The organism is Leptospira venezuelensis, from assembly GCF_002150035.1.
Lineage (GTDB): Bacteria > Spirochaetota > Leptospiria > Leptospirales > Leptospiraceae > Leptospira_B > Leptospira_B venezuelensis.
The window spans coordinates 1256550-1280657 of sequence record NZ_NETS01000010.1; the positions used below are offsets into that span (position 1 = coordinate 1256550).

Genomic DNA, 24108 nt, shown 5'->3' on the forward strand with positions numbered 1-24108 from the left:
ACGATCTTTTTCGAAAACGGTCGTCCTTCCGTATCCGGATGGACTAAAAAAAGAAAAATCCTGAAAAAATCTGGACATTCAATTCTGATCATACTCTTTCATTTTATGGATACGTTTCTGGCATTTGGAGCAGGGCTTTCGTTCTTACTGTCCATCTCCGAATTCATTCGAAATACTAAAAGCCCAGAAATCCAAGGCTCGAATTCCGGTTCCAAAATTAAGTCCATATTTAATCAGCCGATAGGCTTCTTCTTCCTATCCCTTTCTATAGTACAATTCCATTTGTATTTGGAATTATCTAACCAGCTAAAGGAACAGCTATGGTTTGCAGAAATTCATATCCCCTTTCTATTCTTTACCGGGCCATTGGCGTATTTGTATTTTAGAAGATTGGGAGGACTTACTGCAAAAGCGCTTCACTTGGTACATTTTGTTCCAGGATTTATTGCGTTTTTGCTCCTTCTACCTTTCATTCTATCCGATCAGAATTCCAAATTGGAATATGTAAGTGTATTTCCTCCCAGAAACATTTATTTCCAGTTCTTGTTTGGACTTTTGGTTTTAGGAACAATTTCTAACTTAGTGTATCCACTGCTACTGATCGGAAAGATCCGTAAATGGAAAACATTCATCCAGAAGGAAGAAGGTCGAGCATTCTCCCCGTTTCTTGCGCTTTTCTATACGAGTATATTTGTGATCTCACTGTTTGTATTCGCTCAGATCTTCTATATGCCATTGTTTACTGTTGCAGGCGCAGGCCTCACCTTGATTGTATGTTCCGTCTTTCTAAGCGCTTCTACTTCTCCACATCTAATCATTTCTTTCGAAAAGATAGCAAGGGAAGCAGGGTATAACGAGACCAGACTCCAAGGTATAGACGTGGATTCAGTCGTTCAAAAGATGCAAGAGCTGATGAGAGATAAAAAACTCTATCTGGATGAAGAGCTTACACTTTCAATTCTTTCCGAAGAATTAAAAATCAAGACTCACCAGTTATCAGAGATATTGAATGATAAGATGAAAATTGGTTTCAGAGAGTATATCACTGGATTTCGTTTGGTAGAAGCTTCCAAATTGTTAAGAGAAGAGCCTCAAAGATCCGTGCTTGCTGTAATTTACGCGGCAGGATTCAAATCCAAATCTGCATTTCATAAACTATTCCAGGAGAAATATGGATGTTCTCCTGGAGAATATCGTTCTTCTTTTTCTAAAAAACCCTAAGTTAAGATTACCATTCTCCGGTATTACTCATACTTTTCCAAGGTTCTGCGATCTCTAAAGATTTTCCTTTTTGTAGTAACTCAATAGAAATTAAATCAGGAGAACGAATAAATGCCATTCTTCCATCTCTAGGCGGGCGATTGATGATCACACCTTTAGCTTGAAGATTCGCGCAGGTCTCATAGATATTATCCACTTCAAAAGCAAGATGACCGAAGTTTCTTCCACCTGTATAAGCTCCTTCTTGGTCCCAGTTATAAGTTAATTCGATCTCTGGAGAGTTTTCATCCAATTCTGATAAGAAAACAAGAGTATATCTTCCTTCAGGATGATCATGTCTTCTTGTTTCTTTTAATCCTAACTTATTGCAGAAAAAATCAAGTGCGAGATCCAAATCTTTTACTCGGATCATAGCGTGTAAGTATTTCATTTTGTGTCCCTTAGGAGAATTTTCTCCTGAAAAAGAAGGTTTCTGCCTTCTTTATAGGAAAGAAACCTGCTGATTTTCCCTATGACAAGCTCAAAGCTAAGATGAAAAATCGAGCAGAATTGAAATTTCCACCATATTGGATTTTTTCGATTTCCCCCTAAAAACACCCTTTTTGACCCCATTTTTGCTTACCCTGGGAGCGAAATGCTTAATTTGTGTGCTCAAAAAATAAGCATTTTTCGAATTTGTAATAGAGATTCGACTTGAAAAAAACAGCCTTCGGGTCGATACTTGTACTATATTCAAGCAGCGGAATGAGATATCATCCGATTTCGCTTCTTTTTTATTCAATATGAATGGATAGAAGCTATATGAAACAAGGTGCTTAGAAAATTAGATAATTCTAATAAATGTAAATGTGATAAAGGGTTCTTTGAGTTCGTTTAACAAAAATTTTTAATTTTTTCTTTGTATGAAAATTTTTTTGTTCCATTGGTCGATGCAAGTAGGTCATATGGATATAAGCGAAAACAAGAACAGAAAATATAAATAAATAACTTGAGGTTTCAATTTTATGAAAATCAACAAACTCACTTCTCTTATATTGGTAGTAGGCTTCTTAGCAGGATCTTCCGTTTTTGCAGTTTCTCAAGATACTGAAGATCGTCTTTTAGAGCAAGCTTTGGTATCCGCTGCGGTTACTAAAGAGCAAAAAGTTGCAGTCGCTACTTACTTGAAAGCAATCGCTCAACAAAAGAGCGAAAGAGCAGAAGAGTTAAGAGCATTGGCTAAACGTTCTACTGGTGGAAAATTCCTCGCTAGCAACGCTCAGTCTGAAAAATTCTTGAAACAAGCAAAAGCTCTTGAAGCAGAAGCTGCAAAAACACAAGAATTTCTAAACAATCTTTAATTCGTAGTCACAAATCCTAAAAATCCATCGACTGCAAGGCGCCGTAAGGCGCCTTTTTTTGTTACTTGGAGATTTTCTTATCTTTAGGGAAACAACTCATGCTGAAACCTTCTATCATATAACAAATAGCATCTTTGGTTTCGCATCTTAAGGCGTCGTTGTAAGTAGTGCTTTGGATTTCCAGATCCATACGTTCACAGACCATTTTTTCTCTGGTTGATGTTTGGGTGCTTGTGTCTTGGCCGAGTAAACTTCCGGCGACTAAGAAACAAATTGCGAATAATACCGATTTTTTCATAATACTCTCCGGAAAATTCTTTGATTCTATGACCCTTTCAGGTTTCCTCCCTTGAGTCAATCGATTTGGATAGATAGAAGGTCCCGAAAAAGGATTGTGAGACGGTTTGAACCTTCTAATTTGCCCTGATGAGTTTTCCGGGTGGAAAGTTACATTCTAAATGGACAAAGTACACTTATTGTTTTTTGTTCCTTCTTCCTTTATTGTATCCATTCTTATTGAAGCCCAGCGAACAGTTATACTCCGACCATTTGGGCAAATTTATATTGGGAGAGTCCGTAGGACGGAATGGATTTCTTTCAGGCAATTTGGCATTGCCATCTCGAAGTTTAGATCCGGAAGGAAATTATTGCTCAAATGAATGTATTCGCATCGGTGATGAACTAATCAGTCCATTCCCTGTTGCATTAGGTTATGTATATGCAATATTTCTACCTTGGAGTGGGATCACTGGCGTATACATTGCAGTTTCGGTTTTGATCCTTCTATCCTTATTATTCCTTTCGATCTTATGGGATTGGGATCCGATCTATTTGGGAGTTTTGGTTTTAGCCTCTCCTTTTTTAGTAAATGGATATTTCTTCCCGGATGTTGGAATTGCCTCCTTTTTGTTTATAGGGGGAAGCTTTTTATTTTTGAGATCCGACACTTCTTCTTCCTGGATGCGGTTTGTAAGTTCAGGCTTTATCTGTGCTTCTGCTGCTTGGTTTAGGATAGAGAGTATCGTATTCCCATTATCTTTTATTTTTTTCTTAAGTATATATAATATTTCTAATATAGAAGAACGAAAGAAAATTTTAAGTTATTCTCTTGGATTTTTGCTTGGGATAGGGCTTTTACTTGGCATACAGTATGTTCTATATGGACATCCATTAGGCCCGAGGTTTTCCTTTAACCAACCTACAATGTTCCTACTTCCTTGGAAGAAATGGAAAATTTATACAGGGCTTTTGATCGCTAATCAAAATCGGATCGGTTTTTTCGGATATACTCCTGGATTCTTGATCGCTCTCCTCTTCTTTGTATATTATATTTTCTTTAATAAGAATCCTTTAAAAAGAGGTCTTACATTTGAGATCTCGAATCGGGATCTATTTGTTCTTTCGGGTCTTGCCGCATTTTTCGCATTAGTGATTTCTGCTCCGAATGATGGGCTTATTGATTTTGGTTCCAGATATCTTCATTTGAGTTTGCCTGCGTTCGCAGGAATGTTTTTGATCTTACTCGAAAATATAGTAGGGAAGTATCGTAAGATCGGTAAAATTGTTCTGTTTGTGAGTCTTCTTTATTCGGTTTACGTCAGTTTTTCTTATACACAGATCTTAGGAAAGTTTGGAAGGAAGACTACAAAACTGAATGCGATCTATTTGGAACAAAGACCTGACTTGGTTGTGGTGCAGATCAGAACTTATTCTCAGATTCTAGGAAAATACTTTTTTCAAACACCTTCTGTTTGGCTTATGAGGGAAGGTCATATTAAGAATTTCTTCTCTAAGAATGATCCTGAGCAGTTTAAGAAAATATTATTTGTACAAACAAAAAACCCTATCGCGCAAAGTTTAGATGCGTCTGATCCTTTTTTGAATAATAAATATTATGAGAGTATTACTCAAAGCTTGGGTCCTGATTTCAAAAAGGTTTGGTCTGAAAATAAGGAAGATGTTTTGATCTTTTCTATGGAGAAAAAAAAGTAAAGCGGGGCAGTGCGCGAGAAGTGAAATGTTTTGCGCTGCTTCCTCGGTTGAAAGCAGGCAAAACGAAGCGGACCTTGTTACAATCTTACTCGTTTAAAAAGAAGAAGAAAAAGAATCCTGCGGCTTGCGCTCTAGGAATTCCCACTGCACTTCCGATCAAGGATCCATTTTTTCGTACGTCACCATTACTATCAATGCGTCCGATCAGGCTTCCGTTCTTGCGTACATCTCCGCTGGAATCAATCGAACCCACTAGCGATCCGTTCATTCGAATGTCTCCGTTAGAGTCGATTCGACCTATGAGGCTTCCGTTTTTCCGAACATCCCCGCCGGATTCAAATCTTCCAACGAGAGATCCATTCAGCCTTACGTCACCACTGGAGTCTATACTTCCGATAAGAGATCCGTTCTTTCTCAGATCACCTGCCTGCAAAGAACCCAAGCTAGCGCTTAAAAAGAGGATTGCAGTTACGAGTTTCAAAATTGGTTTCATTCATGTATCTCCGTATTCTTACTCATTCGTATGCATAGGGTAACAAGTATGGAAATACTTTTTGCGGGATATTTTCTTATAAATGTATCGTTCATTCCGATTGTTAAAGCAAAATTGTAACGTTAGTTTCTATTCTATTTCCTCATCAGATTCTAATTCTATTTCGCAAACCTTAGAATAGAATTTGGATTGGATCTCTTTTCTTTCTTTTACAATTCCTGAGATCTGGATATAAAAACTAGATTTCAATCCGTACAATCTTCCATAAACTCCATCTCCTTTCTTATAGGAAACTCTAGAATCTATTCGAAATTTTAAGATCCTCTTACCGATTATCTGTGCTGCGGCCAAGAACACTAGGTCAGAATCAAATAACTCCAGATAAAATTTAGGAAGAAGTCTGAATGTATTTTTTAAAAAAGACGTTTGGGTCATAGTGCGCATTCTATTAGAAAGACCGGACAAATTGGTATCATCCGTCTTAAAATCCGTTGTTTCCGGTTACGATTTGGTAAAAAGAAGGACTCGAGAAAATCCTTCTCAAATGATACGTATTTTTGATTGTCTCTGAATTTCCCGAAAGAAAGAATGTCCGGCATGAATCCAAGTACGAAAAAACTCCAAACCAAACTAGCGGTGATTCATCTTTTGCAAGAAAACAAAAGAATGAGTCTGGAGGATCTTTCCAAGTATTCCGGCATAGATGATATAAAAGATCTGAAAAAAGAACTGGGAAAATTGTACATGGTAGGTTCTTATCCATATACTCCGGATCAATTTGTGGAACTGGATTATGATGGAGAAACTATTGGCATCCGTTTGCCTTTGAGTCTTGAGCAAGGTTTGGTACTGAGCGTAAAAGAATGGGCAACGATCCGAAAATTATTTTTGGAAGAGGATGAAAAAGAAACAAGTCCTTCCAGGAAAAAAGTATTAAAATCTATATTAGATAAAATTCATACAATTTTACCTTCAGCAGGAACTCCTAGCGAAAACGAATTAAAAAAGAATATAGAGGATTCTATCTCTGAGGGTAAATCCTTACAAATCAAGTATCGTGCACAGGGTGAATCAGAAGCGGAATCTAGAATAGTAGATCCTTGGGCACTTTTAAGTTTTAGAGAAGACTATTTGATTGGCTACTGCCATTCCAGAAAAGCCCCTAGGACATTTAGATTGGATTCCATTCTTCAATTGAACAGGACTCAAGAGAATGTTGCAGAGATCCCAGACGAAGAAAGAAAGAATGCTATCTCCAAATTGAAAGATTTTCTAAAAGGTGGAGAAGGAGATTCGGATTTTGCTGAGGTCTATCATACCGCAGAAGTGTATTTTAATCTGCATTCTCGTTTACATTTAGAAAGAACTTCTACCAAAAAGCAGATTGGAGATATTACATACTATCTTTCTAAAGCAAGGATTAGGAACCAAGATTGGTTTTTGTCAGTCCTAAAAGGTTTTGGACCGAATGTAATTCTTGTTAGTCCTGTTACTTTAAAGGAAAGAATGGCGGCTTATTGGGAGACAATTTCTTCGGATCAGTCCAACTAGGAATCGATTGACTCCTCTCTCTTTAACATTGATTCAGGATATACCTTGCTTTCTCCCGCAAAGATCAACCTAGGATTAGAGATCCCTTACAAAAGACCTGATGGATTTCATGAGATTCGGAGTGTATTCTTACGCTTGAATTGGGGAGATGATATTCAGATAGAACCAATCACTCCTGGGTCTTTCGAGTTGGTTTCTGATAACCAGATCATTTTAGAAAAAAGAGTACTGTACGACGAGGTTTCCGAGAAAGGAGACCTAAGTAAGAATATTCTTTTCAAAACATTTTCCAAGATCAGAGCTCATTACAGAGAACTTCCAGGTGTCAGAATCCATCTTACTAAAAAAATTCCGCCTGCAGCAGGCCTGGGTGGTGGATCTACCAACGCAGCATCACTTTTCTCTTTTTATTTTGGTCTAAGTCCTGAGTTTAATTCGGACCATATATTCCAACTGGCAGCTGAGATTGGAGCAGATGTTCCATTCTTCTTATCCGAAAGTCATTGTTTGGTGTCGGGAAAAGGTGAGATCTTGAAGGACATACAAGTTCATCCTGGACAGGGGATTCTGGCCTTAACTCCTCAGATACTCTCGACCGCTGAAATGTACGCAGGTCTCAAAAAGCCTTTACAAGCCGACCCTCCCTCGAAAAGATGGATTTCTCTAGACAATGACGTCGAGTTTTCTTTAAAAGAAGGAAATTGGGCGGCTTTGAGAGAAAAGCTCGTAAACGACTTCGAGCCTCTTGCCTTCCAAAAGTTTCCCCAACTAGGGAAATTAAAGGAAAGTTTTTTGGCGAATGGAGCTAGTTACTCCTCCTTAACTGGATCAGGATCTTGTATCTATGGTTTGGTGCAGGGATTGGAAATACGGGAAGAGCTGTTAGCCAAAATGCAAACGGAATTTCCCGACCTTACGTTTGTAAGCTTTAATTATTAAAGAATGAAACTGGGCCGTCGCCAAGTGGTAAGGCAGCGGTTTTTGGTACCGCCATTTCATAGGTTCGAATCCTATCGGCCCAGCCACTGTTTGATTTCACCGGATTACTGAATGGACGCCAAAAAGGAAGCAGTCGCCGTAGTATTAGCTGCGGGAAAGGGAACCCGCATGAAGACGGAGCTCCCAAAGGTGGCTGTTCCTTTAAATGGAAAGCCCCTTTTAAACCATGTTATTGATCACCTCAAAGAAGCGGGTATCAATGACATAGTCATAGTTGTAGGCTATAAAAAAGAAGAAGTCCAAGCACTTTGCACAGGAATTCCTGGCATTCGTTTCGCTGAACAAAAAGAGCAATTAGGCACAGCTCACGCAGTATTAAGTGCCGAAGAATTTGTTAAATCTCATAAAGGTCCTATCCTTGTAGCTTGTGGGGATGTCCCAATGATCACAGGGGATACATTTAGTTCTCTCGTTTCCACTCATGTTGAAAATGAATTCTCCGCTACTCTTCTTTCCGCAAAGGTAGATATTCCTACTGGTTACGGAAGGATCGTTCGTAATTCTTCCGGAGAAGTAACCGCAATCGTTGAAGAAAAAGACGCAGATGTGGAACAGAAAAAAATAAACGAGATCAACACTGGAACTTATGTTTTTAGTTCCGAAATTCTTTTCGAATCTCTTAGAAAAATAGGAAACAGCAATGCTCAGGGAGAATATTATCTCCCTGATCTAGTAGGGTTGTACAAAAAAGAAGGAAAAAAGTTGGGCGCAGTGATTCTTAAAAACAGCGGAGAAAGCCAAGGTGTGAATTCTCCTACAGACTTGGAAAACTTAGCAGCAGTTTTAAATGGAGCGGGTGCAAAATGAGCGGCTCTAATATCGCAGTTTTTTCAGGATCTTCTAATCGTACTATCGCAAATGAAATTTGCCAAGAGTTAGGAATAGCTCCGGGTAAGATCAATCTTCGTAAATTTTCCGACGGAGAGATTGCGGTTAAGATAGAAGAGAACGTAAGAGGAAGAGACGTATTCGTTATCCAATCTACTTCTGCTCCTGCAAACGACAATCTAATGGAATTACTTTTGATCATGGACGCGTTAAGACGTGCTTCTGCAGAAAGTATTTCTGTAGTTGTCCCTTATTACGGCTATGGACGCCAAGATAGAAAAGCGGAACCAAGAGTTCCAATCTCTGCAAGAGTTGTCGCAGATCTGATCGAGACCTTAGGGCCGACAAGAGTGATCGTGATGGATCTTCATGCGGACCAAATCCAAGGTTTTTTCAAAGTGCCTGTGGATAATTTACACTTTAATCCAGTACTGGTAGAATATATCTTAAGCAAGAAATTCGATGATCTAGTTATCGTTTCTCCTGATTCTGGCGGCGCGGAAAGAGCTAGATCCTTTGGTAAAAAAGTGAACGCAACTTTAGCGATCATAGACAAGAGAAGACCAAAGGCAAACGTTTCCGAAGTGATGAACGTGATCGGAGAGATAGAAGGTAAGAATTGTATCCTTCTGGACGATATGATCGATACTGCAGGCACGATCTGTAAAGCGGCTGACGCTCTATTAAAAAATGGAGCTAAATCTGTATATTGTGCTGCTACTCATGGAGTTCTTTCCGGAGAAGCTATTGATCGTTTGAACTCTACTCCTTTCACGGAGGTCGTATTGTCTAATACGATCGAGATACCAGAGTCCAAAAAAATCACTAAGTTAAAAACTCTCTCAGTAGCTCCGTTATTCGCGGCGGCGATTCAGAGAATATCGACCAATCAATCGGTCAGTGACCTATTTATATAAGAACAAGGGTAAAAAACAATGAGCCACAAATTAGCTGTTAAAAAAAGGACTGAAACAGGCAAGAACATAAACAATCGTCTTCGCGCTGATGGACAAGTCCCTATTAATATTATCGGAGGCGGAAATGCCGCATCTGGTTCTGTAAACGAGAAAGAACTTGAAAAGCTAGTTCATTCCGGAATCCGTCAATCCACTCTAATCGAGTTGGAAGTAGAGGGAGAAGGAATCCAAAAGGTTTTCGTTAAAGAAGTACAACGTTTTCCTGAAATCGACAGAATTCGCCACGTAGACTTCTACAAAGTTGAGCCTGGTAAGAAGATCGTTACTAAGATCGGAATTCGCACTGAGGGAACTGCAAAAGGTTCTAAGATGGGTGGTCAGTTCGACCATTTGATCCATGAGATTCGTGTGAAAACTGTTCCTGAGGATCTACTTGAGACTCTGGTTCTAGATGTAACTGATCTAGATGTAGGCGATTTTATCAAAGTTAGTAACCTGAAAGTTCCTGCAAGCTGGGAAATTTTAGTTAATGGTGATCCAATCGTAGCTGCAGTTCTGAAAACCAAAGCTTTACTTGCTCAAGAAAGAGCAGAAGCTAAGGAAGCTGCCGGAGCGAAGCCGGGAGCAAAAGCCGGAGCTAAAAAAGGGAAATAATTTTCCCTTCCCGAGATCTAAAAAATTGGAGTACGTTATTGTATGAAGCTAATCGTCGGACTGGGTAACCCCGGAGACAAATACAATAATAACCGAGCAAATATCGGCTTCAAAATTTTGGACGTGATCGCCAATAATATCAACGTTGAGATCAAGACTAAAAAGAAAAAGTCTTTGATCGGGCGAGGCGATTTTGAAGGAGAAGAGGTCGTATTATTAAAACCTCAAACCTTCAGCGATCTTTCGGGAGAGTCCGTACTGTACATAGCTTCCTTCCTGAAAATTCAGGTACAGGATATTCTAGTAATCCACGAAGATTTAACCTTACCCTTGGGTAAAATTGTAGTGGATAAGGGAGCTAACGGAAACGAAAATCCTGGGATCAAATCAGTGATCCAATCCTTACGTTCTCCAAATTTTATCCGCATCCGTATCGGGATCGGAAACGACCAATTTGATGGCACAAATTTGGACGGATTTTTGAAGGAAGATTTCCAACCTTTAGAAAACTTAAGTTTGATCCAGATCATCAACGACGCGGAAGCCGCAATTCGCTCTATCAGTTTGGGCGATATAGAAGACGTGATCGAAAAATACAGATTGTAAAAATCCTTTACTTTTCCGGAAAAAAAGGGACTCTGATTATGGGGAACCTTTTCACTCGAAACGGTTTCCAAATAGTATCCGGTTTACGATTCCGGCAGGTCCAATGCCTGCTTCCTTTAGTCTAACCTACGGGAAGAATGTGGCTCCGAAGAGATGGCGGAGCTTGGGAGTTACACATGAATAACAATAATAAAGGTCTTAGATTACTTATACTTTTTATCTTAGTAATCCTAGGATTGGCAGTTCTTGTACCACATATCCACAATGTTCTGGAGAAGCCGAGAGTATTACCGTTCTCCCAATTTATGAACATGGTAGAACCGGATGCTAATTCAAAGCCTAAGGGAAAATTAGTCAAAACCAAAGATTCTAATTTCCCTGGTTGCGATAAGCTAATCCTAAAAGGAGAAATGATCAAAGGTTGCTACGAACCAGCTGACGAAGGAACTACAAAACCGATCGTTCAGTTTGAAACTATCATTCCGGCACCTTTGGACAAAGATTTCCTTACTGCTTTAAGAAAAACGAATATAGATTTCGAAGTAGTTCCTGCGGAAAGTAGTCAAGGATTCGGAATGTTGAGTTCCTTCCTTCTGATCGGATTGATCGGTATTTTCGTATTTTATTTTTTTATTATGCGTCAGGTTCAGTCGACCGGTAATAAGGCGTTCTCTTTTGGAAAATCTAAAGCTAAGATGACTGTAGATCCAAAAGTTAAAGTAAGTTTTGCAGACGTTGCGGGATGTGAAGAAGCTAAAACCGAGTTAGTAGAAATTATAGAATTCTTAAAAGATCCTAAAAAATTCCAAGCTATGGGCGCAAGAATCCCAACTGGAGTTCTTTTAGTTGGCCCTCCAGGAACAGGTAAAACTCTACTTGCTAGAGCAGTTGCAGGAGAAGCTGGAGTTCCATTCTTCAGTATCTCTGGTTCTGACTTCGTAGAAATGTTTGTTGGTGTGGGAGCTTCTCGCGTTAGAGACCTTTTCGAACAAGGTAAGAAAAATTCTCCATGTATCATCTTTATTGATGAGATCGATGCAGTGGGAAGATTGCGTGGAGCCGGATGGGGCGGTGGTCATGACGAAAGAGAGCAGACCCTAAACCAAATGTTAGTTGAGATGGATGGTTTCGAGAAGAACGAAGGTGTGATCGTAATGGCAGCTACAAACCGTGCTGACGTTTTGGATCCTGCGTTACTCAGACCGGGACGTTTCGACCGCCAAGTGATTGTAGATCTTCCTGACTTAGTCGGAAGAGAGCAGATCCTAAAAGTGCATTCTAGAAAAGTTCCGTTAACCAGCGATATCTCTTTGAACTCGATCGCAAGAGGAACCCCTGGATTTACAGGTGCGGATCTTGCTAATTTGATCAACGAGGCTGCGTTACTTGCTGCACGTAAGAATAAAAAACGTGTAACTCAAGAAGAATTAGAAGAAGCCCGTGATAAAGTGATGATGGGTCCTGAGCGTAGATCCTTCTTCATTTCCGAAAAGGAAAAAGAAGTGATTGCGTATCATGAAGCAGGCCATGCGATTTTAGGAACACTTCTGGCATATACAGAACCGGTTCATAAGGTTACAATCATTCCGAGAGGAAGAGCATTAGGACTTACTCAGTCTCTTCCTACAGAAGACAAACATATTCATACGAAAGCGTATTGGCTGGATCAGATCGTAGTTTGTATGGGCGGATTCATCGCGGAAGAGTATAAGTTTAAAATGACTTCTACTGGTTCCAGCAATGATATCCAACAAGCTACCAATATCGCAAGAAGAATGGTCTGTGATTGGGGAATGTCCGAAAAACTGGGTACGATCAATTACGGAAGCGGTCATGAGAGTCCTTTTCTCGGAAGGGATATGGGCCAAAGTAATAAGGCTTATAGCGAAGAGTTTGCTGCAATGATCGACAAAGAGATCAGAGGGATCGTTCAGACATGCCTAGATAAGGGAAGAGAGCTGGTCCGTAAGAACTCTACTAAGTTCGAGAATTTGGCAAAAGCTCTTCTTGCAAAAGAAACAGTCGCTCACGAAGAGTTGATGGCAATCGTTCACCCGGCTCATGAAGAAACTAAAAAGAAAACAGAACGTTCTAATAAAAAGGAGAAGTCGGGAGAAATTTCTAACAAACCCGCTTATTCTACTGGCATTGAATGAAATTCTGGCTTTTTAAGACCGAGCCTGACGTTTTTTCCATTGATACCCTGGCTTCTTCTCCTGGTAAAACAGCTCCTTGGGAAGGTGTCAGAGGTTATGGAGCAAGAAATTACCTAAGGGATGAGATCAAAAAAAAAGATCTCATCCTATTCTACCATAGCAGCACTAAACCCCCTCATGTAGCAGGGCTTGCAGAAGTAGTCAAAGAAGGATATCCAGATCATTTCGCGTTTGATAAGAAACATAAGTATTATGATCCTAAAAGTGATCCAGGGAAACCGACCTGGTTCATGGTAGATGTGAAATTTAAGGAAAAATTTTCTCGCCCAATTTCGCTAGAAGAATTAAGATCCCACGGGCAACTAAAAGGAATGGTGCTTTTGCAGCCGGGTGGTAGACTTTCTATCCAGCCAGTCAGCGAAGAACATTTTCATTATATTTGTAAATTGGCCGGGGCAAAAAGTCTCCCCGGTTAGGGAGATTTTTAGTGAATATTTTCCGAAAAATTCGGAACTTCAGCCTTATTCTGCTGATCCTTATCCTAAGTATAGACTCTCTATATTCTCAGGAAGATATTCCAGTTTTTCCGATCTCCGGTTCCATGTCTGGAACTCCTATAAATAAATTCACTTTTATCAGAAAGATCCGACCTGGAGATCTGAAGACTCTTACTGACTTGGAGACTGGCGACTGGACTAGAATGGATAAGGATAGTCTCTCTTATAGTTTCACCGACGATCAGTTCTTAATTAAGTTCAAGATACAAGCTCCTCCTAAAGAAGGAACGATTTCCTGGTATTTAGTTTTGAATAATCCAGGAATGGAAAATCTTACTGTTTATAAAAGAGTTTGGAGCCCTCAAGGATGGGCTTGGTCCGAACTTTCTAGGGATATGAGGATGTCCTATATCCAACCCGCATTCTTAATAGAAACTCCTCCAAGCAAACAGGAAGAATTTTTAATACATGCTTCTACAAGAAGATCCTTGGTTCTGAATTTCCAGGCTTGGGCTCCTAAGGAATTTGCTGCTCATATCCAAATGGAGAATTTGTTTTTAGGGATTTTCTTTGGGGCGATAGGGATCATGTTAGTGTATAACGGATTTCTTGCCTTTGTGGTAAAGGATTCCAGTTATTTCTTCTACGTTTTCTATTTGCTGTTTTATGGACTTTGGCAGATGGCTGTCACTGGAGTTGGTGCTCAGTATCTGATCCCAGCGCCGGCAACTTCATGGAATGATTATCTGACAGGTTTTGCATTCTTGTCTGTCGCATTTTCCCTTTTGTTTACTCGTTCCTTCTTACATATGGAAAGAGAAACCGGTTGGAAGAATTATGCTTTCTTAATATTGTCTGCGATTGCGATTTTTGGATTTATTGCATCTTTGTTCTCTAGCATTTATGGGCCAATGATCTGGTCTGTGTCTTGGTACCCTTTCTTGGCCGCTGTTTTAGTGATCTATTCCGCCGCGGTCCGTTTGAGAAGAGGATATCGTCCTGCACGTTATTTCCTATTGGCATGGTCCGTTTTAATCCTTTTTGTTTTGATCACTGCTCTAAGGAACTTATCCATTATCCAGGATACAGAACTTACTCATTGGTCCGCTCAATTCGGTTCTTTGGTCGAGATGACACTTCTTTCTTTTGCTTTGGCAGATAGGATCAAAACATTAGAGAAAGATTCATTGCAGGCTCGATTGGAAAATTATGAAAGCCAGTTAAAGTTAACCGAAATTGAACAAGAGCTTAAGATAGCGAGAGAATTGCAGGAGTCCATTCTTCCGGATCGCCTGCCTGAGGTAAAAAATTTGAAACTTTCTGTAAGAGGGGAGTTTGCAAGTTCCGTGGGTGGGGATTTCTATGATTTTCACCAATTGGAATCCGGTAAGTTGGGTATCTTTCTATCCGACGTTTCCGGTCACGGTGTACCTGCTGCGATTATTTCTTCTATGGTGAAGTTGGCATTCTCCATTGAATCCAGAAAGAATGAAGATCCAGCAGAAGTTTTAAGAAGTATTAACAGGTCTTTAAGTGGTAAGTATGGAAAACATTTCATCACCGCGGCCTACCTGATAATTGATCCCGCAAATGGGAAGGTGACTTATTCTAATGCAGGGCATCCTCCGATTGTTGCTATAGATAAAGAATCAGGAGAGACTAAAGAAATTTTCTTACCTGGTTGGATCATGGGAATGGATCCTAACTTAAAAAACTCTGTAATCGAATTTCAGATGAAACCTGGAGATCGTTTGATCATTTATACAGATGGAATTACCGAAGCCAGAAGTAAAAGTGGAGAAATTTACGGATTCCAGAGATTTTATAAATTGTTAAGCGAACATATGCAATCTTCTGGAGAAAAACTCGGAGAGGATCTATTTACTATAGTCAGAAGTTTTACAGGGAACAGAAAACATTTCGAAGACGATTTGACTTTTCTCGTCTTAGATTATTTGCCGATCCCTGATGAGAGCGAGATTAAGGAAACTACTTCGAGTTTTTCAAAAAGCTGATCAGCTCATTGGAAACTTGGATCGGGCGCTTTCTGTAACTCTTCTTATATTCTTTTTTATATTCTTTATGACAGTTTTTGCAGGAAGATTCCAAATCTCCTGAAGCAAGAGCCTTATCAGTGATCTCTTTCCATTTTGCTTTTTGTTCATCTAAGGCCCAGTTTGGAACTTCTTTTAAGATCCTTTCAAGAGCTGCCTTATCGCCTTTTTTTGCTTTTTTGGAAGCAGGTTTAGTATAATCTTCCATAAAGTCATGCAAGGTGGTTTCCGTAGTCCCGGTTTGCGCGTAGGACGTGGAAACGCCTAGTAAGAATAATAGAACAATGCAGACATTTTTAAGTTTACGGTTCATCTAAGAAGTCCTCTTTTTCCTCTATTTTTAAGTCTTTGTAAGTTTAGGGAAGTTCTTTCCGCATTTTAAGAAAGAATCATGGTTTCGAAAAATTGTACACTTATGAAATTTTGGGAACCTAAGAGAAGAGAGAAGTTCGGGATCTTATTAATCTAAGATACGATTCCATTCTTGGTCGTAATAGCGTACAAGACTTTGGTTATCTAATCGATTCGGTTCAGTCGGTACTTTGGACATGTCTTGGGGAAATTCCGAAATAGATTTGAGTTCTGTTTCATTCAGGAATTTTAATCCTGCAGGAAGATCTTTTCTGTATCCTCCCAATTTTCCAACAGACCCTAAAATAAATCCCCATTCTCCGAAGGAAGGAACGTAAACGTGCAATGCCCTAGTATTAAAACCGGATTCTTTAAGAGTGGCTTCTACACACCAGAAGGACATTCTCGCAAATAAAGGCGAAGTGGATTGTATCTCTACAATTGAAAATTCGTTTAATCTTCTCTTTAAACTTCTGTAAAACGCAGTGCTATATAATTTTCCAATGGAGAAGTTGCTTGGATCCGGAAAATCTATCAGCACAACATCGAATACTGAGTTAGATTCTTCTAACCATAAAAAAGCATCTGCATTCTGGACTTTTACTTTAGGATTTTTTAAACTAGATCCGTTAATCTCTGTGAGGATTGGCTGTTCTGAAAATATCCGGGTCATCTCAGGATCTAAATCAACTAGCGTGATAGATTCTATACTTGGATATTTTAAGATCTCTCTGACTGCTAAACCGTCTCCTCCTCCAAGCACCAATACTCTTTTTGGGTTTGGATGAGAAAGAAGGGCCGGATGCGCCAATGTCTCGTGGTATCGATACTCATCTCTAGAGCTGAATTGTAGATGCCCGTTTAAAAAGAGTCTAAGTTCACTTTTATATCGAGTGACTATGATCTTTTGGAAATTGGTTTGTTTGGAGTATATAATCTCATCCGAAAATAGATTTTCTTCACTGTAATAAGTGATCATCTCAGAAAATGCGAACCCTAATCCCAGTAAGGTCAGCACAATAACGGATTTAGCTCTTAAAAGATTTTTATGTTTTTCAGATAGAGGGAGAACGAATGTGCCCCATAATGCCGTTCCTGCATTTAATAATCCGAAAAAGAAGGAAGTTCTTACCATTCCTAATTTAGGTGCAAAGAAGATAGGAAATGCCAATGAAGCCAAAAGCGCCCCTGCATAATCCAAGCTAAGCACCTTGGAGACCATATCACGAAATCCTAATTTATTTTTTAGGATACGGAGAAGTAAAGGTATCTCCATTCCGACAAGAGTCCCAACTCCTACTACAATGCTGAAGAGTGGGACCTGAAAGATCCGAGTTTGTCCAAAACTTAAAAACAAAATTGCAGCACTGAATCCACCTAAAAGACCTAATGCAAGTTCTACATCTAAGAACTTAGGGATCAGATCTTTTATCAGGTATCTGGAAAGCCAGCTTCCGATACCCATGGAGAATAAATAAACCCCAATGACTAAAGAGAATTGAGTAACTGTTTCTCCTAGTAGATAACTCGCTACAGTGCCTGCTAATAGTTCGTATACTAACCCGCAGGAAGAAAGGATTAAGACGGAGATTAATAGGGCCCTCTGCAGTTTATTTTCCCCCTGGGAAATTTCTGGTGAACCAAGCGTAATGAGAACGATATATCCCTGGATTCTGTCTGACAGTTTTTGGGACTTGGTTCACTTCTTCAAAATCAGTAGTAGCGCCACCTTTACTATATTCTGAGAAAAACCCAAGGCCCATTGAGACTGCAAAGAAAGGATAAACAAGACCTTTTAAAAAATTCCACATAATAAATCCTTAAACTCTTTTTGATTCGAAAGAGTAACTTCTGAAAAAAGTATAGATCAAAGGTAGCCATAAGAAGATAGAAAATAAGAAGAACGGAGCAGGACTCATCACATCTCTTATGATCTTCACATTGTAAACGGAACCCCAACCTTCCGGGAAGTCTGATTGGCTTTCTAATCTAAGATAATATCTTCCTGGAGGGATCTCCGCTAAAGATTTGGAATCGGATTTAGATCCTTCTGACCAGGATTCTCCGTCGTCAACTCCATGATAATAGCTCGTCTCAATGGAAGTATCGTAGGCTGTGTCAGTATCTTCGTTTATTAAAGCAGCGGAGAAGAATAGATACTTATTGTCCAAGTTAGGAGCTTCAATCTGGATTTCTACGTTCTCGTTTGCAGAACCTTTTAGTTCGAATACATCCGTTACAAAAGAATTGTCCCTAAAATTTGAACTTCCTATTTCTGAGTTAGGAGTCGAGGTCTGGACATATTTGAATTTTCCTTCATAGACTACTTGGTTTTTAGCCTTGATACATCCATATACTTGGAATACTAAAAATACGACAGTAAGCGCTGCGGCCATCCATAGATTTCGTTTTAATCTAATCTTGAATGGATTAGGTTCACATACTCCAACTATTTCAGGTTTTCTTAATTTAGAAGCCGTATCCAAAGGAACTGCATTCTTCATTGTATCGAATGGTATGAATATTCCTTTGGACCAGAAAATTTCCTTATCAGTTCGTTCGGAAGAGATCATATATGGAGGAGAAATAAAATCTTCGATATCTGCCCTTTCACCAGCCGAGACTTTCCAGTAAAATTCTCCTAATGCGAAGTCAGTGTGAGAATCAGAATTAGCGAACCATTTATAGGATCTTTTCTGGAAGATACGTTTTAGCCCAGGCGCCCATTTTGGAATTCCTGTAAGTGGTTCGAAATAGGTCCAATTATCTCCATTCTCGTTCAGCCACGCGTACCCGCCTTTGTATCTAAGAAGATAATCAGTCCAAGTGTAGATTTCGTCGTCCACCTCAGTAGATTTCCGTAAAACACCAATTACCTTGGATTCAGGAAAGTTCGGCAGTTTGATAGGAGTTCCCAAAGGAAGTAGAACATTATCTTTGGAGATCTCATCAAATTTAGCGATAATCTTTAGATCAGCACTTTCAGTATCCATTACGGATCCACAATATTCGCAGGCTAAGGATTTCGAAAAATCAGGGCTGAATTGATTGAGAGAAGCTCCACAACCTTTACATTCAATCGACTTTGCGGGGATTTGTGTCTGGTTGTAAGCGACTTCTTCTTGCCTAAGACCGGTTAAATTCAATTCTTCTAATGGAGCAAAACTTCCGGAGAATAATAATGCAGGAGATTCTGAATAATCTAAGGTTCCGAATAATCCGTCTTCGTTTGCAAGATCCAATAAGACTGCTTCGTATCCGGTTTGGAATCCAATGGGGAGTTCACCTTCTCCACCGATACAGGTAGCTTTCATGATCTCTTTTAGGGTCCAGTTTTCTCCTAAGTAGAAACTGTCTCCTGGAGTGATCCTTTCTCTTCGGCCTGAAGCGATTACGATTGGATCTTCATCGCCTTCTAAGGTAGGGATCTTGTCCGCTGGAATTCCAACATTTAGTTTTGTATAATAATATGAACCTTGGGCTTCTCCTAACCAAGCAGAACTGCCGTCTCCTTCCATGAGATGCCATTCGTTCCAGAAACCTAATTCGAATTTAAGTTGGATCCTTCCTATGACTCGAAAGGGAATACCTTTATAGTTTCCTTGCGTCCCAAGTTGAATGATGGAATGATCGTCAGCGAGTTCTCCCGCTGTGCCTATCTTTTCAAGATTTACATCTTTTTTGAGGGAGAGAGTTTTACAACTGGAGCAAACCGCGTAAACGGAGGCCTTATTAATGATAGGGACCGGGGCTCCGCAATTAGGACAACTTAGTTCGGACACAAAGAAAGGTGATAACTTCGGGAGGATACTCTGTCAATCCTGGTTTTCAGATGTCGAAAGAAATTTCCTGAATTTTTAGGGGATAACAGAGCGTTTCGCCATTCTTCTTGCCCGATCACTGGCGGGATCAATGTCTCCCAAAGCTTTTTCCAATTCTTGGAGGCCTGGATTTTCCCAAGTAGCTTCATATAAGTTTGGAGAATTGAAGATATGAAAATGGTTATCGAAATGGATACGATTATAATAGTCGGCTTTGCTGAACATTGCACGGTTGATCTCATTATAAATTTCTTCGAATTCCGTAGTTTGCAGATCTGGTTCGAAGTCGGAAAGAAATTTTAAGGAGAGAAGAATGACGTATTCTCTGGATTGTTTTAATAATTTCAGAGCTTCATACAGATACTGTGTTTTGATCCCTGGCAAATAAGGTCTTGTATTGTCTGCGATTGTTTTCTTTTGGTTGGAGGCGCCAAATTCTCGGTAGCCCATTTCCAAATGATGTCTCGCTTCTGCGTCTTTTGTCCTAAGAGCGTATTTGGATAAAAAATCCAATTCTCTTCTTACACTAGAAGCAGATGCTTCTACAATATTATGGTATAATATTACCAATAATCTTTGGGTTTGGCGCATCTCGTCGTAAGAGTGCGCGAGATCGAATTGTAAATACAGAGTGAATGTCTCAATATGATGTTGTAAACATCTTCGGAATAATGCTTTATCTTCTTCTGTTCCGTAGTTAGAGATTGTGCTGTTGATTGCCTTTAGATGAAATTCGTTTTGTTTTAATCCTCTTTCTACTCGAACTAAAGCTGTAGCTCTGTTGCTGTCCAAGTCCGCTTTTGTTTGTCCGAAAGGAAGAACTAGAAATGCAAAAAGAAGAATGATGTATGTAAGATTTCTTTTCGATCCCATATTAGGATTTTCGGAAATAGGAGGGGTCCAAATTGAACCCCGTTACAGGATAAATTTTACTGAACGATTTTTTGTCTTATGTCCTTTTCCTAAGTCGGAGTGCATTTAGGACTACGGAAACAGAACTGAAAGCCATCATTGCACCTGCAATCCATGGAGCTAAAAGCCCTGCTGCCGCAATTGGGATTCCAAGAGTGTTATAAGCAAGTGCCCAGAAAAAATTTTGTCTGATATTTCCAGTCGTTGCCTTAGCGATAAGGATTGCTTCAGCAATCTTTTCCAGATCTCCTTTGACTAAAACTACTCCGGCAGTTTCGATTGCGACTCCTGTTCCTGTGCCCATAGCAAATCCTACATCTGCTTTTGCCAATGCAGGCGAGTCATTGATACCATCGCCTGTCATCCCCACCGTTTTTCCTTTGGATTGTAGATCAGAAAGTATCTCTGCTTTCTCTTTTGGAAGAAGAGAAGCATGCACATTTTTGATCCCAACTTTTGACGAGATACTCTCTGCCACGGATAGATGATCTCCGGTTAATAATAGAGTTTCAATTCCTAGAGAATTCAATTTTTCTAATGCCGATTTCGCATTTTGACGGATTGTATCTTCTATCGCAAAGATGATCCATGTAGGAGATCCAACAACGGCTTTGTGAGCCGGATCTATAGCGGAACCGGCGGTGCTATCGGAGTTGTTACTTTTCTTATTCTCCGATTTTGCCCAAACTACTGTTTTGCCAGCCTTCTCCCAAGAATTCGAAATTTCTAATAAATCCTTAGGCAAACTTTCTTTCTCTTCGAAAAATTCCAGTTTTCCAATCTTGATCTCATTTTGATTCACTTTGGCAGTAATCCCAAGTCCAGGAACAGTCTGTAAATTTTCAGGAGAAAGGACAGAATAACCTTTTGATTTTACAAAGGAAACGATTGCTTTTCCTAATGGGTGAGAAGATGCTGATTCCGCAGAGGCAGAAGAAGAAAGTAGATCCGACTCTTCTCCCACAAACTTATAATCTGTCACGGAAGGATTTCCTTCGGTGATCGTTCCAGTTTTATCAAATGCTATCAGATTGAGAGAAGCTGTGGTTTCTAAAACTTCAGAATTTCTGAATAAGATCCCGATACTTGCAGCCTTTCCCGTTCCTACTAAAATTGAGATTGGAGTTGCGAGACCTAAGGCGCAAGGACATGCGATTACTAAGATAGCGATTGATTTTTCTAAAGCGGAGCCTAGCTCTCCAACTTCTAAAAAGAAGAACCATAATAAAAAGTTAAACAAAGAGATCAGGATGACTGCGGGAACAAATACCGCAGAAATTTTATCCGCAATTTTTTGGATCGGCGCTTTGGAACTCTGCGCTTCTTCAACAGTTTTGATGATAGATGCAAGTACTGTTTCTGAACCTACTGAAGTAGCTTGTACGATCAGATTTCCATTTCCGTTTACTGTTCCTCCGAATACCGGGCTGTCTTTCTTTTTGTCTAAGGGAAGGCTTTCCCCTGTTAACATGGATTCATTTACAGAGCTAAAGCCTTCAATAACGATTCCATCTACTGGGAATTTTTCTCCTGGTCTGACTTGTAGGACATCTCCTTTTTTTACGTATTCTGTTGGGATTTCCGACCAAGATTCATCTTTTTTAATACGAGCTGTTTCTGGTTTTAATTCCAATAAGGTCTGGATCGCAGATGAACTTCTCCCTTTTGCTTCCGCTTCCATCCATTTCCCTGCGAGTATAAAAGAAAGTAATACTGCGGATGTTTCGTAGTATAAAGGCGGAAGTGAATGTACATGTGTACCTTCTTCCCAGAAAGACAAGAAGAATAGATCCGCATGTTGGATCCCTTGTAAGAGTGAAAGTATAAGACTGTATCCGAATGCAGCGGTCGTGCCTAAGGCGACCAATACATCCATGTTCGCGCTTCCGTTTTTGATCGCTCTGAATGCACTCTTATAAAATGGAAATCCAATCCAGAATTGAACTGGAAATGCCAAAACGAATTGTATCCAGGGGTGCATAAGAGCTTTTGGGTTCGGCAGGAATTCCAAAAAAGAAAAGTGAGAAACCATGGAATAGAATAAAGGAGCCGTAAATAAAAGAGAGATCAAAAATCTGGATTTTAATTTGGACCTTTCTTTTCGATGGAGCTCTTCTGTTTCTTTGTAATTATTCTCTGAATGTTCCTTTGCTGAATAACCCAAGGACTCAACTTTAGAGAATAATTGTGAAGAATTTACTGACTCGTTGAATCTTACGAATGCAGTTTCTCTTCCGAAATTTACTCGAGCTTCTTCTACTCCCGGGACTTTGTTTAAACCTGTTTCAATCCTTCTTGCACAGTTAGCACATGTCATTCCGAAAAGATCCAATGTGATCTCGGATGTTTTTTCTTCTGGGGAAATGGAAGAGGTTTGGTTCTCTTTAATGTTTGTGTTCATGATTTCCTCCGTTATCCTTCTTAAGAGGTAATTCTAATTTAATTTCCGATCCTTTAGAGTTCTCGCGGATCGAAATAAGAATTAATTCTCCCTTCGTTTTCTTTACTTTAGGATCTCCTTCACAAATAAAAGAATTATCCAAAGTTTCACAGGATAGATTTTTGTAACCTTCCGATGTTCTTATCTTCGCATTGACGGATGAACTTTTTAAACTCGGGTTTTGGAAGTTTATATCTAAAAGATAGATCCGAAACTTTGAATTTCCCAAGTCCAAAATTTCGACATGAAAGTCTCCTGGCATTCTAATCAATCCTCCGTGAGGTCCTGGCTTATTCTCTCCGTGTGAAAAGATAGGGAAATTGAAGAGAAATGCCAGGGCAGCAATAAAAATCAATCTTTGATTCATAACTATTACTCCTGGTTGATAGAAACTACTGGATAACCTTCTTCTTCTAAAAGTTTAGAAAGTGAAGAGATATCTTTTTTTGTTTCGAAACGTGCAGTTTGGGAGTTTAGGTCCACCGTGGGTTTAGAATCTGAATCGAAGGATTGGATTGTTTTCGATACTGTCTTTACACAATGGTCGCAGGTCATTCCTGATAATTTGATCTCGTACATTTTGTTTCTCCTTGATCTATACTTCTATTCTCAACCTTCCAATAGTGGGAAGGTCAAGACCCAAATCCAAAAAAAAAATCGCATTTTCAAAAAAAATAGGATTTTCTAACCTTCTAATAGTTGGAAGGTTATGTTTTATGAATATCGGAGAAGTAGCCAAATTATCAGGTGTAAACCCAAAATTAGTCCGGCATTATGAATCTATTGGATTAGTGTCTAAGCCCATTCGCGCAGATTCTGGATATCGACTGTATTCAGAAAAAGATATTCATACATTGAGATTTATCAAAAGAGCTAGAGGTCTTGGATTTTCTTTGTCGGAGATCAAACAGTTATTGGGACTTTGGAAAAATAAATCCAGGGCAAGTGCCCAGGTCAAAACTCTTGCCATGACTCATGTAAAAGAAATGCAGGCAAAAATTTTAGAATTACAATCTATGTGCGATACACTTACTCATTTGGCAAAACATTGCCACGGAGACCATAGACCAGATTGTCCTATTTTGGAGGAGTTAGAAGGGGAGTAGAAAAAATTCTAATCGGGAATTTATCTTTGTATTTTTGTCTATAAAATAATTTGAAGAAATCCTGTAGGAATTCCAACAGAAATCTCTGTTGAAAATCGGCTTGCTAAAGAAAGACTTTTATGCTACTCGAACGGGTACCACCGGCCGGCCCCCACCCAATGAGGGTGGGG

At 39.5% G+C, this 24108-nt stretch carries 25 protein-coding genes and 1 tRNA gene; 14 read left to right on the top strand and 12 right to left on the bottom strand.

Annotated elements, in window-relative coordinates; genetic code table 11:
* The first annotated feature begins 105 nt into the window (after positions 1-105).
* Positions 106-1221: an AraC family transcriptional regulator gene (locus tag B1C82_RS13075; RefSeq protein WP_199775760.1), complete on the top strand. Its 1116-nt coding sequence runs from the start codon at positions 106-108 to the stop codon at positions 1219-1221.
* A 7-nt stretch (positions 1222-1228) separates the two neighbouring features.
* Here B1C82_RS13075 and B1C82_RS13080 read toward each other — a convergent pair whose 3' ends face one another.
* Positions 1229-1651, bottom strand: coding sequence for a VOC family protein (locus tag B1C82_RS13080; RefSeq protein WP_086447981.1), 423 nt, complete (start codon positions 1649-1651; stop codon positions 1229-1231).
* A 574-nt stretch (positions 1652-2225) separates the two neighbouring features.
* Between B1C82_RS13080 and B1C82_RS13090 the strand changes: the two genes are divergently transcribed.
* On the top strand, positions 2226-2561 hold the full coding sequence (locus B1C82_RS13090) for an LIC10421/LIC12816 family protein (protein WP_086447983.1): 336 nt from the start codon (positions 2226-2228) through the stop codon (positions 2559-2561).
* Positions 2562-2622: 61 nt separating this feature from the next.
* Here B1C82_RS13090 and B1C82_RS13095 read toward each other — a convergent pair whose 3' ends face one another.
* Positions 2623-2859: a hypothetical protein gene (locus B1C82_RS13095; RefSeq protein ID WP_086447984.1), complete on the bottom strand. Its 237-nt coding sequence runs from the start codon at positions 2857-2859 to the stop codon at positions 2623-2625.
* Positions 2860-2987: 128 nt separating this feature from the next.
* Between B1C82_RS13095 and B1C82_RS13100 the strand changes: the two genes are divergently transcribed.
* Positions 2988-4553, top strand: coding sequence for an LA_3751/LA_3752 family putative glycosyltransferase (locus tag B1C82_RS13100; protein ID WP_086447985.1), 1566 nt, complete (start codon positions 2988-2990; stop codon positions 4551-4553).
* Positions 4554-4638: 85 nt separating this feature from the next.
* Here the strand turns inward: B1C82_RS13100 and B1C82_RS13105 are convergent, their stop codons facing one another.
* Both B1C82_RS13105 and B1C82_RS13110 read right to left on the bottom strand, forming a co-directional pair.
* On the bottom strand, positions 4639-5046 hold the full coding sequence (locus B1C82_RS13105; protein ID WP_086447986.1) for a 5-fold beta-flower protein: 408 nt from the start codon (positions 5044-5046) through the stop codon (positions 4639-4641).
* A 129-nt stretch (positions 5047-5175) separates the two neighbouring features.
* Positions 5176-5481 carry a hypothetical protein gene (locus B1C82_RS13110; RefSeq protein ID WP_086448601.1) on the bottom strand — a complete coding sequence of 102 codons (306 nt, stop codon included), beginning with the start codon at positions 5479-5481 and terminating at the stop codon, positions 5176-5178.
* Between the two features lie 162 nt (positions 5482-5643).
* On the opposite strand from B1C82_RS13110, the gene B1C82_RS13115 reads away from it, so the two are divergent.
* The 10 genes from B1C82_RS13115 to B1C82_RS13160 all read left to right on the top strand — a co-directional run bounded on the left by B1C82_RS13115 (position 5644) and on the right by B1C82_RS13160 (position 15269).
* The gene (locus tag B1C82_RS13115; RefSeq protein WP_086448600.1) at positions 5644-6597 is read left to right on the top strand and encodes a helix-turn-helix transcriptional regulator; all 954 of its coding nucleotides are present in this window, start codon (positions 5644-5646) and stop codon (positions 6595-6597) included.
* 45 nt (positions 6598-6642) lie between these two features.
* Positions 6643-7536, top strand: a complete 894-nt coding sequence (locus tag B1C82_RS13120; RefSeq protein ID WP_086447987.1) for a 4-(cytidine 5'-diphospho)-2-C-methyl-D-erythritol kinase — start codon at positions 6643-6645, stop codon at positions 7534-7536.
* A gap of 10 nt (positions 7537-7546) precedes the next feature.
* Positions 7547-7622, top strand: a tRNA-Gln gene (locus tag B1C82_RS13125).
* Between the two features lie 25 nt (positions 7623-7647).
* Entirely contained in the window at positions 7648-8403 is a 756-nt protein-coding gene (locus B1C82_RS13130) for a sugar phosphate nucleotidyltransferase (RefSeq protein ID WP_086447988.1), read from the top strand.
* Positions 8400-9341, top strand: coding sequence for a ribose-phosphate diphosphokinase (locus tag B1C82_RS13135; protein WP_086447989.1), 942 nt, complete (start codon positions 8400-8402; stop codon positions 9339-9341). The genes B1C82_RS13130 and B1C82_RS13135 overlap by 4 nt, the downstream gene beginning before the upstream one ends.
* An 18-nt stretch (positions 9342-9359) precedes the next feature.
* On the top strand, positions 9360-9995 hold the full coding sequence (locus B1C82_RS13140; RefSeq protein WP_086447990.1) for a 50S ribosomal protein L25/general stress protein Ctc: 636 nt from the start codon (positions 9360-9362) through the stop codon (positions 9993-9995).
* 42 nt (positions 9996-10037) lie between these two features.
* Positions 10038-10601, top strand: a complete 564-nt coding sequence (pth, locus tag B1C82_RS13145; RefSeq protein WP_086447991.1) for an aminoacyl-tRNA hydrolase — start codon at positions 10038-10040, stop codon at positions 10599-10601.
* A 176-nt stretch (positions 10602-10777) separates the two neighbouring features.
* Entirely contained in the window at positions 10778-12757 is a 1980-nt protein-coding gene (ftsH, locus tag B1C82_RS13150) for an ATP-dependent zinc metalloprotease FtsH (RefSeq protein ID WP_086448602.1), read from the top strand.
* Positions 12754-13233, top strand: a complete 480-nt coding sequence (locus tag B1C82_RS13155) for an EVE domain-containing protein (RefSeq protein ID WP_086447992.1) — start codon at positions 12754-12756, stop codon at positions 13231-13233. The genes ftsH and B1C82_RS13155 overlap by 4 nt, the downstream gene beginning before the upstream one ends.
* A gap of 11 nt (positions 13234-13244) precedes the next feature.
* Positions 13245-15269 carry a SpoIIE family protein phosphatase gene (locus tag B1C82_RS13160; protein WP_086447993.1) on the top strand — a complete coding sequence of 675 codons (2025 nt, stop codon included), beginning with the start codon at positions 13245-13247 and terminating at the stop codon, positions 15267-15269.
* Here the strand turns inward: B1C82_RS13160 and B1C82_RS13165 are convergent.
* From B1C82_RS13165 to B1C82_RS13200, 8 genes are all read right to left on the bottom strand, one after another.
* Positions 15244-15621 (bottom strand): hypothetical protein, encoded by a 378-nt coding sequence (locus B1C82_RS13165; RefSeq protein ID WP_086447994.1) that lies wholly within the window; start codon positions 15619-15621, stop codon positions 15244-15246. The genes B1C82_RS13160 and B1C82_RS13165 overlap by 26 nt on opposite strands.
* 147 nt (positions 15622-15768) lie before the next feature.
* Positions 15769-17268: a polyamine aminopropyltransferase gene (locus B1C82_RS13170; RefSeq protein WP_086447995.1), complete on the bottom strand. Its 1500-nt coding sequence runs from the start codon at positions 17266-17268 to the stop codon at positions 15769-15771.
* A 1-nt stretch (position 17269) separates the two neighbouring features.
* On the bottom strand, positions 17270-17470 hold the full coding sequence (locus tag B1C82_RS13175) for a hypothetical protein (protein WP_086447996.1): 201 nt from the start codon (positions 17468-17470) through the stop codon (positions 17270-17272).
* A gap of 9 nt (positions 17471-17479) precedes the next feature.
* Entirely contained in the window at positions 17480-19441 is a 1962-nt protein-coding gene (locus B1C82_RS13180) for a DUF4178 domain-containing protein (protein WP_086447997.1), read from the bottom strand.
* A gap of 75 nt (positions 19442-19516) precedes the next feature.
* A complete protein-coding gene (locus B1C82_RS13185) occupies positions 19517-20353 on the bottom strand; it encodes an adhesin OmpL37 family surface protein (RefSeq protein WP_086447998.1) in 837 nt (278 codons plus the stop codon).
* A gap of 76 nt (positions 20354-20429) precedes the next feature.
* Positions 20430-22793, bottom strand: coding sequence for a heavy metal translocating P-type ATPase (locus B1C82_RS13190; RefSeq protein ID WP_106407695.1), 2364 nt, complete (start codon positions 22791-22793; stop codon positions 20430-20432).
* A complete protein-coding gene (locus tag B1C82_RS13195) occupies positions 22777-23199 on the bottom strand; it encodes a hypothetical protein (protein WP_086447999.1) in 423 nt (140 codons plus the stop codon). Before B1C82_RS13195 ends, B1C82_RS13190 begins: the two co-directional genes overlap by 17 nt.
* Positions 23200-23204: 5 nt before the next feature.
* Entirely contained in the window at positions 23205-23411 is a 207-nt protein-coding gene (locus B1C82_RS13200; RefSeq protein ID WP_086448000.1) for a heavy-metal-associated domain-containing protein, read from the bottom strand.
* Between the two features lie 137 nt (positions 23412-23548).
* Between B1C82_RS13200 and cueR the strand changes: the two genes are divergently transcribed.
* Positions 23549-23938, top strand: a complete 390-nt coding sequence (cueR, locus tag B1C82_RS13205) for a Cu(I)-responsive transcriptional regulator (RefSeq protein WP_086448001.1) — start codon at positions 23549-23551, stop codon at positions 23936-23938.
* The last annotated feature ends 170 nt before the right edge of the window (positions 23939-24108 follow it).